General features: G+C 39.3%; 11 protein-coding genes. 2 read left to right on the top strand and 9 right to left on the bottom strand.

Annotation, left to right across the window (positions count from 1 at the left end):
• Nucleotides 1-502 precede the first annotated feature (502 nt).
• From NDN60_RS09320 to NDN60_RS09280, 9 genes are all read right to left on the bottom strand, one after another.
• A complete protein-coding gene (locus NDN60_RS09320) occupies nucleotides 503-1,171 on the bottom strand; it encodes a Crp/Fnr family transcriptional regulator (protein WP_056946901.1) in 669 nt (222 codons plus the stop codon).
• 18 nt (nucleotides 1,172-1,189) lie between these two features.
• Nucleotides 1,190-1,738, bottom strand: a complete 549-nt coding sequence (locus NDN60_RS09315) for a ferritin-like domain-containing protein (protein WP_056946905.1) — start codon at nucleotides 1,736-1,738, stop codon at nucleotides 1,190-1,192.
• A gap of 11 nt (nucleotides 1,739-1,749) precedes the next feature.
• On the bottom strand, nucleotides 1,750-1,971 hold the full coding sequence (locus tag NDN60_RS09310; protein WP_056946908.1) for a heavy-metal-associated domain-containing protein: 222 nt from the start codon (nucleotides 1,969-1,971) through the stop codon (nucleotides 1,750-1,752).
• A 78-nt stretch (nucleotides 1,972-2,049) separates the two neighbouring features.
• Nucleotides 2,050-3,912 (bottom strand): heavy metal translocating P-type ATPase, encoded by a 1,863-nt coding sequence (locus tag NDN60_RS09305; protein WP_089535165.1) that lies wholly within the window; start codon nucleotides 3,910-3,912, stop codon nucleotides 2,050-2,052.
• A 159-nt stretch (nucleotides 3,913-4,071) separates the two neighbouring features.
• On the bottom strand, nucleotides 4,072-5,658 hold the full coding sequence (locus tag NDN60_RS09300) for a hypothetical protein (RefSeq protein ID WP_099947769.1): 1,587 nt from the start codon (nucleotides 5,656-5,658) through the stop codon (nucleotides 4,072-4,074).
• A 325-nt stretch (nucleotides 5,659-5,983) separates the two neighbouring features.
• The gene (locus tag NDN60_RS09295; protein WP_256470450.1) at nucleotides 5,984-6,259 is read right to left on the bottom strand and encodes a GH25 family lysozyme; all 276 of its coding nucleotides are present in this window, start codon (nucleotides 6,257-6,259) and stop codon (nucleotides 5,984-5,986) included.
• The gene (gene scrK, locus NDN60_RS09290; protein ID WP_056946912.1) at nucleotides 6,260-7,147 is read right to left on the bottom strand and encodes a fructokinase ScrK; all 888 of its coding nucleotides are present in this window, start codon (nucleotides 7,145-7,147) and stop codon (nucleotides 6,260-6,262) included. It lies immediately after the preceding gene.
• A 1-nt stretch (nucleotide 7,148) separates the two neighbouring features.
• The gene (locus tag NDN60_RS09285; protein WP_061827338.1) at nucleotides 7,149-8,795 is read right to left on the bottom strand and encodes a glycoside hydrolase family 13 protein; all 1,647 of its coding nucleotides are present in this window, start codon (nucleotides 8,793-8,795) and stop codon (nucleotides 7,149-7,151) included.
• An 11-nt stretch (nucleotides 8,796-8,806) separates the two neighbouring features.
• Nucleotides 8,807-10,747 carry a sucrose-specific PTS transporter subunit IIBC gene (locus NDN60_RS09280; protein ID WP_099947770.1) on the bottom strand — a complete coding sequence of 647 codons (1,941 nt, stop codon included), beginning with the start codon at nucleotides 10,745-10,747 and terminating at the stop codon, nucleotides 8,807-8,809.
• Nucleotides 10,748-10,973: 226 nt separating this feature from the next.
• Here NDN60_RS09280 and NDN60_RS09275 point away from each other — a divergent pair, with 226 nt between their 5' ends.
• A complete protein-coding gene (locus NDN60_RS09275; RefSeq protein WP_099947771.1) occupies nucleotides 10,974-12,449 on the top strand; it encodes a sucrose-6-phosphate hydrolase in 1,476 nt (491 codons plus the stop codon).
• A gap of 26 nt (nucleotides 12,450-12,475) precedes the next feature.
• Nucleotides 12,476-13,456, top strand: coding sequence for a LacI family DNA-binding transcriptional regulator (locus NDN60_RS09270; protein ID WP_099947772.1), 981 nt, complete (start codon nucleotides 12,476-12,478; stop codon nucleotides 13,454-13,456).
• The last annotated feature ends 150 nt before the right edge of the window (nucleotides 13,457-13,606 follow it).

Genomic DNA, 13,606 nt, shown 5'->3' with positions numbered 1-13,606 from the left:
TTAATTTATTTGCTAGCGAAATTGACTTCGCAAATATGTTGTGCCCCGAAGGGCGACCCTACACATTTGGTTTATCAAAACTTTGTTCAGTTTTCAAAGGTCTACCTTATATGAATCGCCGTTACTTAAAACTTAAAATCTCATAAGCAACGCAATTAATCATATCATGTGATCAAGTTGATGTCAACTGCTTTTTAAAAATAATTTTTATCAACTTCTCAATCACATGTTCATCTCTCGACAACATAGAATATCTTACCATCCTAGTGGGACAACGTCAATCACTATTTTCAATATTTTTTAAAAAACTTGAAAATAACCTTTGCCAAGCTTAAAAAAAACGTTTTAATCCACTAAAAAGCATCCCTAATTGCGCTACTGATTATCCCTTACAACACTTATAAATCGCGATTTCGCCACTATTTCAACGAATTGGTATAGGTAAAAAACGTGTTGGTCAACAAATCTCTCAAATTTGTTGACCAACACGCCATAATCACTACTAATAGAAGTCTTCCAAGCGTTCATAATCTAATATTTCAACCTGTCGACCTTGTCTTTTTATCAATTGCCGCTGTTCTAATTGCTTCAATTGCCGCGATAAAGTTTCCGGCGTCGTCCCAATATAAGTGGCTAATTCTTTTAACTTCATCGGGATTTTAACCGTCAACGTCTCACTGACCTTCACCAAAGCCAATAGATAAGTCACAATTCGCGATTCAACCGATTCGATATTCATCAGATTAGCTTGTTGTTCCAACTTAATCATCTTATTAGCCGTTACTTCTAAAAGTTTCAAACTAATTTCCGGATAAGTTAATAGTAGTTCTTGAAAAGGTGCGCGAGGCAATGTGCAGATCACACTGTCTTGGAGTGCCTCACCATATACTTGTTCCTCTTGATTCGTAAAGAGTAATTTCTCACCTTCAAAGTCGCCAGGCTCCATAATCCGCAATAGTTGTTCTTTACCCGCTGCGGATAATTGATAAACCTTAATACTCCCACTAGCCAGAATCACTAGGCGTTTTTGCGCAGTCGGGCTTATGACTTGCTGACCCTTAGCAACCTTTTCGTGGTGCGTTAGCGCCGAAACCTTCAGGAGACTATCGTGATCAAGGTGACTAAATATCGGTACTAGTTCTGCACAAATATGTTGTTCAACAGTTGCCACACGCCCACTTCCTTCTATTTAGTCGTCATCTTCTTCATCTAAGCCTTCGCGTGCATCCTTACCGAGTTGGCTCTGCAATACGCGAATTTGATGTTGGTTATACCCTAGCATATCAATCATATCAGTTGCTAAAGCAAATCGTTCTTCTTTTTGGGCGAGCTTGATCGCCCGTGATACGAATAGGTTGGCGGTGTTAAAATCGTTGACCAATTCCGCCATCATAGCTGGCACATCCCAATACTTGATGCGGGCATCTTCAGTAAGCATCCCGTATTCAGTATATTCTGCTTGCGTCGTCGGGATTACTTCACCCTCATCCAATAATCGTTCAGTCGTCTTATCTAATAGCATATCATTTTCTGTTAATAAAGTTGCCACTTGTGCCTTGAAGGTGCCATTATCAATCCCTTTGGTAGACCACTTCATCTGACGGAGTTTGCGCCGTTGGATTGTGAGATTAGCCATAATGTGCCCGATCATTGCACCAGCCGTTGGTGTATGGTGATCCACATCCGCTTGTTTCAGTTCTGCTTGGTAACGTTCTTCAATTGCCGCTGTTGTTAACATCTCAATGCCCCCTATTTAACCTTCACACTTTTAACGTTGTAGCCCAGATTCGTGACCAATTGGGTCAATTGTTCTGGGTTAGTCGTTGTTTCATCATATTCAGTTTTAACTTTGCTTGCATTAAATAGTACTTTGACCGATTCGACGCCTGCTTGTTGACTGACACCCGCTTGAATCTTTTGCATACATGATGGACATGAGAGTTCATCTAATTGCATTACTAACTTCGCCATAACAAAAACCACCTTTTCTTCACTTGATACCTTCACTATACTGCCAGTCGCATGATTAAAAATTGATCGCCATCAAGTTTAGCGAACTTTAAACCGAATTAAGCGCATCGCATTTAAAATGACGACTAAAATACTGATTTCGTGAACCAACATCCCACTGGCCATTTGAACGTAGCCTAAAATCAATCCTAATAGAAGTAACGCGACCGTTCCAACCGCAATCACGATGTTTTGGACCGTATTATGGGCTGTCGCCTTAGTGAGGTAATCGGCGTAGACGACTTCAGAAAGTGTCGATTGCATCAATACAATATCCGACGTTTCAATTGCGACATCTGTGCCGGAACCCATCGCGATCCCAATGTCCGCAAGCGCTAATGACGGACTATCATTGATACCATCCCCGATAAAGGCAACTTTTTGGCCTTTTGCTTGATACGTCTTCAAATAATCAACCTTCTCCGCTGGTAACAAGTTCGCGTGAAATTCTGTGATCCCCACCTCACGGGCAATGGCTGCCGCTGTTTGTTCATTATCCCCGGTCAGCATCACAAGATTTTTAACACCGGCCTTTCTCAAACGGGCCAAAGCTGCTTTGGCTTCTGGTTTCACCGTATCCGCAATCCCGATAATCAGTGCCAACGTTTGATTAATCGCCACCAACACCGTTGATTGCCCAGCTCGTTGACTGGCTTCAATCACCGCGCGTTGTTGCTTATTAACGATAATACCGGCGTCCGTCAATAACTGCGCGCGGCCAATTCGAACCAATTGTTCCCCAACTTGGGCTTTAACGCCCAGTCCTTTGAGCGTTTCAATGTGAGTGACAATAGGTAAAGCCGTTAAGCCTTGTTGTTGGGCATAACTAACCACCGCCAGCGCTAATGGATGATCCGATTGCTTTTCGACGGCTGCAGCTAATTTCAAAACAATCGCTTCATCAGCCGCATAGTTCACAACTTGTGCTACTGCCGTTTCACCTTTAGTGAGCGTACCCGTCTTATCGAAAACCATTGTATCGATCCCGGCCATCGTGTTAACTACCTCGCCGCCTTTAATCAAGACGCCGTTTTTCGCACCGTTACCAATCCCAGCAACGATTGAAACTGGCGCGCCAATCACTAAGGCACCTGGGCAACCCAACACTAAAATCGTAATCGCTAATTTAAAATCGCGTGTGATCAAGCCGACCACTAACGCTAATACCAACACTGCTGGTGTGTAGTAAGTCGCAAAACGATCGATAAACTTCTCCGCCGGTGATTTACTATCCTGCGCTTCTTCCACCAATTCAACAATTTGGGCAAAAGTCGTGTCATCCCCAACTTGATTAGCGACTACGGTCAGCGTGCCATTGTCGACAATCGCGCCAGAATAGACGCTGGCGCCAACTTCTTTTTTAACCAGCTGTGCTTCACCCGTAATACTGGCTTCATTAACAAAGGCACTTCCCGTGATAACCGTCCCATCAACTGGCACCTGACCACCCGCTTTGACTAAAACGTGATCGCCAATTACCACATCGTCGACATCGACTGCCGTCACAGCCCCATCATCCGCAACCACTTGTGCGGTGTGAGGTGCCATCTCCGATAATGACCGGATTGATTCCCGAGTTTTTTTAAGTGTTCGTTGTTCAAGATAACTCCCGAATAAGAACAAAAAGGTCACAATCGCCGATTCGTTGTATTCGCCAATAACAAAGGCCCCAATCACCGCAATGGTCACCAATAAATCGATGCTCACCACCTTGACCTTCAAGGCTTGGTAAGCCTGCATCAAAATCGGCGCCACCCCAAGCACTGAAGCAACTAACAGTAACCCTTGCATCACAACAACCGGCCCACCTAACCAGTACCAACCATAAGCCACCGCAATTAAGACCCCCACGGCCAACGCTATTTGATTCTTAACCGCCTGCAACCATCTTTGAAATCGCATTTGAATCCCTTCTTTCTATCTGTTGTCTCCATTATAGAAGGCCCCGAATTGAAAGAACTTGATAGCCATCAAGTTAGTAAAAATTAAAAAAATGGATTTTATTAGTAAAATAATCGTATAAAACATCGTTTTTACTAAAAATAAAAAAGCTTTACTAACTTAGTAAAGCTTTTTGTTAGATTGCGCCTTGTAAATAATCATCATCAAAGAAATCAGACTAACTACACTAATCACGTGCCCCACTTTTTGAAGCGGCGTTTGCTGGTAAAAGACCGTCATCTGCCCACTGCCCTTTAAGGTAATTTGCGTTAAGCCATTTTGAGGATTCATTTGCATCGGTATCAATCGTTTCTCATGGTTAATATTAGCAACGTAGCCCTTGTAATAAATAAACGGGACCTCGACAACCGCTTTTTGGTGCTTAAGCGTCGTAAATTCGAATTGATACTGCCCCCACGTATGCTGGACGTTGGCTATTTTGACTTTAGCAGGTTGATACTGAATCACTTGCTTTTTATGCTTCAAAATCTTTTGATAGTCAGTCTGTTCGGGTAGATACTCATGCCCTGCACCAATATAGTACGGATTAGGTTGATTGTATTGCGCATTGGTTCTAAAACGCCAACTTTGATTTTGAATACTGTTTGTCGCATAAATGACATTGCCGACGCCTAACATCAGAATAATAGCGTAGAAATAGTACTTATTATTCAATAATTGCAAATCATCCTTGGCAATCAAGTAACTGACGATTGCTGTGATGATTGCAAAAAAACGCCATGGAAATTGGATTGTATTAATAATCGTATGGTCGAATAATTGCCAAGGCATCAATGGCGTGACCATTATAAACAGACCGAGTGCGATCACAATTAAATCACGGTCATTTTTGGACCGCCAGAATAGGTAACACGCTACTCCCAATCCTAACAAAATCGTGATTCCAACATTGACTGTATTCGCGTGGAAAACAGCGTTGGTTAACGAATTACGGACCACTTCTTTAAAAGCTAGCGTGCGGTCTGATAAAAAGGCTAGCGGTTGAGCAGAAACTTGAAACGTTGTCGTTGCCATTTGTTCGCCCACGGCTAAGAAGTAATGCGCTAATAGGCCAAGTGACAACCCACCGGATGCTATTAAATACTTAAAACTACCATTTTTGTAGAGCGCCTTAAGGTTCAACAACGTGTAGATCACGATGAAAATACCCATCATTTCTACAGAAATCATATGGCTGTAACCAATCGCAACCATCCCCACAGCTAGCAAGTACCAATGCTGGTGCTTACCAGACTTCAACCTGGTCATCATTACAATGACTAACGGAAAAAAGGTCAGCGCGATGACTTCCCCGATTGCCTGACGGTTAACTAAATCAGCAAAACGATAGATACTAAGACCATACAGTAAAGCAAAGATTAAGGCCTTCTTCTTACTAAACCCTGCTAATTTACCAGAACCGTAAGTCACCAGAAAAGTACTTAAATTGATAAAAATTGCGAAGATCACGAAACTTTCTTTAATCGACAAGCCCAGCACTCTTAAAATAGCTGGTAGATAAAGAAATGTATCTGGATAAAAAAGACTCGCAGCATAACCCATCCCACCAATGAAAAAGTAACTTATTTTAGGGAAAAAATCGCCATGCTTAATTGAGAGCGCTAAGTTCTCCACTCTATTCATGTGAAAATGATAATCGGCCCCAGATAAAATCTTATTAGGTTGTAAATAAACAATGGCGACCATTGCGATACTAACGATTAGAAAAAATAAGAACGTTACAGTTACAACGTGTTGACGATAAAATTTTTTTTAAACCGATCATTATCTGCACCTCGTAAAGTCTTCAACATATCAACTACCCTCTAGATCCAATAGTGGACACTTGTTATAGATTAACTTTACCGAATTGTACTTAGTGGTGTACAGAAATTTGTTTAGTTATTAATAAGATAAAAATTAATATCAAAAAATATAGAATAACTATAACTCGATTAAATACATAAAAAATAGACTGATTAATTATCAGCCTATTATAAATTTCGCTATTTATAAGTGATTAGAACAATCATTAACTAAAAGCATTTAAGTAATCCGTACTGATATCAAAATGACGCGCATTACCTAATTCCGGGAAGTATAAATCACTGGCCCATTGCCACGAGGCATTTTCCGTGTGTAATAACTGATTCTCAGAAGGATTCATTGGCCATTCAGCTACCCAGCAAGTCTTTGGACCCAATTTAGTCATATCTAACACTGACGAAAACCATGATTTAGAAGAATGGCGAGTATTCCGGTCAAAATAAAAAAGCCAAGTTGAAGTGAACTTAGCTTTTCTTAACACTTATTTCTGATTGTATTGTTTTAACGCTAATGCAAAATCTCCAAGTGTTGCCGATCCATTGTTCTCAACTAACGGCATCGTTATATAATCTTCTAACTTAGGGACTTCAACATAATTGTTTAATTGTTCTTTAAATTGCAATCTAACTTTATCTAAGAAGATTTTATTAACTACCCCGCCTCCTAAAACAATTTTATTAGGGCGAATAATCAAGGTTTGTTGCACCACAGCTTGTGCTAAATAATAGGCCATAATATCCCAAACTGGGTCTGACTGATCGACATCCTGTCCTTTTTTGCCTACTCGCTTCTCAAAAGTGGGTCCAGCAATCAATCCCTCTAGGCAATCACCGTGAAATGGACAGATTCCTTCAAATTTTAAATCATCCGGATGTCGTTTTACGAGAACGTGTCCCATTTCAGGATGGCCCAAGGTTCCAATTAACTGACCATCAATAATAGCACCGGCACCAACACCCGTTCCAACTGTGTAGTAAACTAACGAATCAACAGGTTGTTGCGCTATCCGAGCAGCTACATATTCACCGTACGCTGAGCCGTTAACATCAGTTGTAAAAATAATTGGCCGTGCAAGTTCTTTCTTTAGATAACCTACAAAATCAACATCATGCCACCCAATCTTGGGAGTATTTGTAATATATCCATATTTAGCGTGATTTTTCCGCAATTCGATTGGCCCAAATGAAGCGACTGTTATTACTGTCACATTTGGGAATTTTTTAAAAAAGGTGACTACTCGCGCTAAAGTTTCTTGTGGCGTTGTCGTCGCAAATGTTACTTTATCCTTAACTTGATAGTGCTCATCTCCCACGGCACAAACAAATTTAGTTCCGCCGGCTTCCACACTGCCCACTAATAATTCACTCATGTTACTTTTCCTCATTCCCGATAGCTACAACCAACGCATCATACGGCTGTAATACACCACTTGTCGCTATTTTATTTAATAATAAATTATTGCTAATAATTTTTTGATTAGGCCCGAAGTACTGAATGGGTAGCGTATAACTTTCTCTATTCTTAGATAAGTTAATAATAACTAACCAACTCTGTTCTCCTAACATCCGTTTGTAGCTAATCACATTTTGATTACCTGTTGGTACATTTTCAAATCGGCCTTGGCGAATAATTGCGTTACGTTTTCGTAATTTTATTAACTGCTGGTAAGTCGCATAAATAGACCGTTCATCTTGTTTGGCCAATTCAACATTGATTTCTAAATAGTTAGGATTTACCGGTAACCATGGTGTCCCATCTGTGAAACCTGATTGATTCTTACCATTCCATTGCATCGGATGCCGCGCGTTGTCTCGACCTTTAGCATTAATCCCATTTAGGATATCACTTATCGCATAGCCTTGTTGCTGTCGTTGTTGGTAAACTCGCCGACTCTCAATATCCTCAATTTCGTGATAACTCGTAATTGGATAATTGGTCATGCCAATCTCCTCACCCTGATAAATATACGGTGTTCCTTTAAGCATATGCAGGTAAATTGCTAATGCTTGCGCACTTTTTTCACGATACTGGCTATCGTCTCCCCAACGTGACACAATTCGCGGTAAATCATGATTACTCCAAAATAACGAGTTCCAACCAACGCCATCTAGCGCTAATTGCCATTTACTAAATACCGCATGTAACTCTGCTGGAATAAGTGGTTTTAAATCCCAGCGAGTCATCCCTGATTGTTTATCTAAATTAATTTGTTCAAATTGAAAGATCATCGATAGTTCGTGGCGATTAGGATTACTGTACATCTGGCCAATTTCGGGTGTTGCCCCCCATGTCTCTCCAACCGTTACTACATCATACTGTGAAAGTACCCTTGCGTTCATCTCTTGAAGATACGCATGTAATTGCGGTCCGTTTTCCTTAATTTTGCGGTCAGGTTCCTTCCCTATCAAATCAATAACGTCCATCCTAAAACCACCAATCCCTTTTTGAAGCCACCAAGTCATCATCTGGTAGACAGCTTCTCTAACTTTAGGATTTTGCCAATTTAAATCCGGTTGTTCTTTCGCATAAAAATGTAAATAATATTGCCCAGTAACCGCATCAAACGCCCAAGCTGATCCTTTAAAATTACTTTGTAAATCATTCGGAACACTACCATCGGTTGCAGGGTCTCGCCAAATATAAAAATCACGATACGGATTATCTTTTGATTTTCGTGCTTCTAAAAACCATGGATGTTGGTCACTTGTATGATTAACAACTAAGTCCATAACAATTTTAATCTTACGAATCTTCGCCGCTTCAATTAACTGTTCCATATCCACCATAGAACCATATTCCGGATTAATTGCCTGATAATTTGAAATATCATAGCCATTATCAACATTAGGGGATTGATAAACTGGTGATAGCCAAATTGCATTTACACCCAGATCAGCTAGGTAATCTAATCTTTGAATAATACCTTGAATATCACCAATTCCATCTCCATTACTATCTTGAAAACTTCTTGGATAGACTTGATAAAATACTGCATTTTGCCACCAGTTAGTTTGCATGTAACTACCCCTTAATCCTTTTTAGCGTGTAATTGAATAATTTCTTCGCCTTGCATAGCAGCCTTGTCGACTGTTAAAAGCGGATCAACTTGTGCATATCCCGCTGTATTCGTCACAATAGTCATTGTTAGCGGTGTTAGCCCTGCTTGTTTAATCTTATCAATATCAAAATGACCTAATAAATCGCCTTCGCTAACATGTTGTCCCTGTTGGACAATCTTTTCAAAACCTATACCATTTAAATTAACTGTATCTAAGCCAATATGAATTAGCACTTCTGCACCATCATCCGATTTTATCCCGTATGCGTGACCAGTATCAGCCGCAATTGTTATCACGCCGGTAACTGGTGCAAGTACATCCTGAGAAGTTGGCATAATCGCAATGCCCTTTCCCATTGCTTCACTTGCAAAAACTGGATCGGGTACTGATGTTAAATCAACAATTCGTCCAGTAACTGGTGCACTAATCTTTTCATCTTGTAATCTCTCCACTACTTCTGAGGTAGCTGGTGCTTCATTGATTATTTCTTCTTCAGTTGTCTTCATTGCCTTTTTACCATATAAGTATGTCCCCACAAAGGCAATTACGAAACTAATAATAGCTCCCATCATAAAACTAGGGATACTCTTAGGTGCAATCGCAATAAACCCAATAATTCCTGCAGGTCCCATTGATACTGATAAAACATGTAATAAACCAATAATAAACGATGAGATTCCTGATGCAATTAAACCAATAAAGAATGGAAACTTCAATTTTAAATTAACCCCAAATAATGCTGGTTCAGTAATTCCCAACATCGCAGAAATCCCAGCAGAAGTCGTTAATGACTTTTGTTGTTTATTCTTAGTAACGAAGAATACAGCGAAAGTTGCAGCCCCTTGAGCAATATTTGCCATCGCTGCAACGGGAAAAATAAACGATCCACCAGTTTTGGCAATATCTGCCAAAAGTGTCGTTTCAATTGCCGGGAAGCTTTGATGTAAGCCAGTTAAGACAATTGCTGAATAACCCAGGCCAAAAATCCCCATACCGACTGCACCTAACGTTTGATAAGCCCAAACTAAACTATCAGTAACACCATTTGAAACAATTCTCAATGCAGGACCAACTAATGTAAAGGTTAAAAATCCTGTGATAATAATCGATAACATTGGTGTAAACGTAAAATCAACAGCATCATTTAAATGTTTATGGAAGAATTTCTCTAAATTAGCAAGAATGAAGGCAACTCCAATAACCGGAATTACTTGACCTTGATAACCAGCTTGCGCAATATTCAATCCAAAGACATGCCAATACGTCATATGCCCTGTAGCGATACTTTCAGCAACCCCATAACCATTAACTAGGTTAGGCATAACCAACATCATTCCTGCTGCCGCACCTAAATATGGATTTCCACCAAATCGTTTAGTTGCAGAAAATGCAATTAAAATTGGTAAGAAGGTAAATGGCGCTGACGACATCATATTGACAATCTCAGCGAATCCTTTCCACTGTGGAAACATCTGGACAATTGATTGTGCGCCAAACAAGCCTTGACCTGTCAAAACATTATTAATAGCCATTAATAGGCCGCCAGCAGTTAAAGCTGGTATTAATGGCACAAAGATATCGCTTAAAACCTTAATGAACTTCATAATAATATTGTCTTTATTATCAGCCGCAATATTTTTTAATTCTTCTTTAGAAGCTTCTTTAATATTTACAATCTTAATAAATTCGTCATAAACTGTATTAACATCCCCTGGACCAACAATAATTTGATATTGGCCATTCGCGTTAAACGTACCCTTTAGATCTGGATCATTATCTAATGCTGCTTGGTCTATTACTTTCACGTCCTTCACAACTAATCGTAACCTAGTCGCACAATGAGCAGCCGCAACCACATTATCTTTTCCAATTGCCTGAGCTATTCGTTTCGCTACTTCCTTATGATTCATGCCGAACACTCCTTTTAACATTATTGTTTTACGTATTTTTGTAAACGCTTTTCAAATACGATAATACAACCGTTTACATTTTATGTCAAACGATTATCATATTTTATAAAAAAACATCTATACTATACTTATTTATAAGGATTTAAAAGAATGACATACGTTTGACATATCAAACGTTTACATTTATATTATATTTATTGAATAACATGTCACAAAGGAGTTTATTATGCCATTAATTACAAACTGGACACGTCAACTACGCTATCAACCTTACTCAGATTGGTCCATCGATTATCAACAACAATTGTTGAATCGTGTCCAAAGTTCACCCTATCGTCTTAATTACCATATTCAGCCAGATACAGGTTTATTAAATGATCCCAACGGTTTCTCTTATTTCAATCACCAATGGCACTTATTTTATCAAAATTATCCTATGGGACCAGTTCACGGTCTAAAATCCTGGCACCATCTTATTTCAGATGATCTTATTAATTGGCGCAAAGCAACTCCTTTATTACCTGACGGAAATTTCGATAGTCACGGCGCGTATTCTGGTAGTGCATTACCAATTAACGATAGACTCTTCCTTTTTTATACCGGTAACGTCAGAAATAGCGACTGGAAGCGATCACCTTTTCAAAACGGTGCATGGCTAAGTCAAGCAGGTACCATCAGCAAAATATCTGAACCCCTAATCAAACAACCACGCCACTATACCGATCATTTCCGAGACCCAATGATTTTTAAGTATCAAGACCAAATCATGGCGCTAATTGGCGCTCAAGATAACAATAAAATTGGTAAGATTGCCGTTTTTAAAGCGGATCACAATAACATTAATGATTGGCGCCCACTCGGCGAATTAGCTTTTACAAGTGAAAAACTAGGTTACATGATTGAATGTCCTAACCTCATCTTTATTAATCATCAGCCGGTTTTAATTTTTTGCCCACAGGGTTTAACATCCGAAGTTATTTCTTACCAGAACATCTATCCAAATATGTATGTGGTTGGTCATTCATTCGAACTCAATACAACCACCATTACGCAGCCTTCTGAGCTTACTAATCTTGATGACGGCTTTGACTGTTATGCCACACAAGCTTTTAATGCTCCAGATGGTCGTGCACTGGCAGTAAGTTGGTTAGGTTTACCTGAAATTGAATATCCAACTGATAAAGACGGTTGGGCTCATTGCCTAAGCCTAGTTAAAGAATTAACACTCCATGATAATCAACTTTATCAATACCCCGTCGAAGAAACAAAAGCGCTCCGCCAAACAAAACAAATCCTATCACTCAGTAAACAAAGCATAATACCTACAACTAACGCTTATGAATTAGAACTCGAAGTGCCGGCAAACACTAGTCAAACACTCCACGTCTTTAGCAATCCCTCAAAATCAAATGGTTTAGTACTTACTATCGATACAACAAATGGTAAAATTACAATGAATCGTTCTAACGCTGGGGTCTCATTTGGCCAACAATATGGTCAAATCAGAACAACTAATGTTCAACCCCATCATCCTATTCATATTAACTTATTCGCAGATCAATCAGTCGTTGAACTTTATATCAACTATGGTGCCAAAGTCATGAGTAGTCGCCTATTCCCCACGGAAAATCAAAATATAATCTGGGCAGAAATACCACAAAAAGCACAACTTTGGCCTTTATCTAAAGTAAATAACAACTGATATGACTAGCTTTAGGGGGAAAAAACGTGCCTACAAAACTAACGGATGTTGCCAAATTGGCAAAGGTCAGTCCGACAACAGTTTCTAGAGTCATTAACAACTATGGTTATCTCAGCCAAAAAACAATTGATAAGGTTCATGCCGCCATGGCCGAATTAAATTATCAACCGAATAATTTAGCAAGATCGTTACAAGGAAAGAAAGCCCAAATGATAGGGCTTATTTTTCCCTCTGTTAGTAATCCGTTTTTTGGAGAATTAATTGAGCGCCTCGAAAAGAAACTTTTTGATAAAGGCTACAAGAGTATTCTTTGTGATAGTAATCGTGAGCCTGAAAAAGAAAAAGCATATCTTGGTATGTTAGCCGCAAATCAAGTAGACGGTATTATTGCAGGAGGTCATAATACCGAACTACAAGAATATGAAAAAATGAGTGCACCCGTTATTTCATTTGATCGACTATTGAGTACACATATTCCCATTATTTCCAGTGATAACTTTGCCGGCGGTCAAATCACCACCAATACCTTGATCAACCTCGGTGCTAAACGGATTGGTATTATTACTGGCAGTAACGAAACTAATTCACCGACACTTTTACGACTTAATGGCTATTTAGATGCACTACAAAAAAATGGCTTAGATCCTTTTGTCTTCCAAATTAAAAGTACCACTTCGAATAGTCTTAAAAAAATTGAAATTGCGCGTATTCTACGTGAAGAACACTTAGATGGTCTTTTTTGTACTGATGATTTAACTGCTATTTCCGTAATGAATGAAGCCCAAAATCAAAATATTAAGATTCCTCAAGATCTTAAACTAATTGGCTACGATGGTACTGAGTTAATTCAGAAATACTTCCCACAACTAACAACAATTATTCAACCGATTGACGAGATTGCCTCGCTGTTAGCCGAACTAATTACTCTACGTATTGAGGATCCTAGTGCTCCATTAGAGATGCGCTATACACTGCCCGTAAAATTATTACAATCTAATTCAATTTAAAAAAAGCAGTTGGGATAAAATTATTTTATCCCAACTGCCTCTTTTTTATTTACCCAAATTGCAAGAACAAATTAGCCACACGATAAATCCTATTAAATCAGTATTTTCATTAATATTCATATTTTATGGACTTAACTTAACCGGCGGAAG

The organism is Latilactobacillus sp. (assembly GCF_033176295.1).
Lineage (GTDB): Bacteria > Bacillota > Bacilli > Lactobacillales > Lactobacillaceae > Latilactobacillus > Latilactobacillus sakei.
The sequence above is the reverse complement of the archived record's forward strand: the minus strand, read 5'-3'. Positions and strand labels throughout refer to the sequence as shown.

Coding starts and splice junctions, on each gene's coding strand:
- NDN60_RS09280 (WP_099947770.1), bottom strand. CDS start 10,747: ATGAATCATAAGGAAGTAGCGAAACGAATAGCTCAGGCAATTGGAAAA.
- NDN60_RS09285 (WP_061827338.1), bottom strand. CDS start 8,795: ATGCAAACTAACTGGTGGCAAAATGCAGTATTTTATCAAGTCTATCCA.
- NDN60_RS09315 (WP_056946905.1), bottom strand. CDS start 1,738: ATGTTAACAACAGCGGCAATTGAAGAACGTTACCAAGCAGAACTGAAA.
- NDN60_RS09305 (WP_089535165.1), bottom strand. CDS start 3,912: ATGCGATTTCAAAGATGGTTGCAGGCGGTTAAGAATCAAATAGCGTTG.
- NDN60_RS09310 (WP_056946908.1), bottom strand. CDS start 1,971: ATGGCGAAGTTAGTAATGCAATTAGATGAACTCTCATGTCCATCATGT.
- NDN60_RS09300 (WP_099947769.1), bottom strand. CDS start 5,658: ATGGTCGCCATTGTTTATTTACAACCTAATAAGATTTTATCTGGGGCC.
- scrK (WP_056946912.1), bottom strand. CDS start 7,147: ATGAGTGAATTATTAGTGGGCAGTGTGGAAGCCGGCGGAACTAAATTT.
- NDN60_RS09275 (WP_099947771.1), top strand. CDS start 10,974: ATGCCATTAATTACAAACTGGACACGTCAACTACGCTATCAACCTTAC.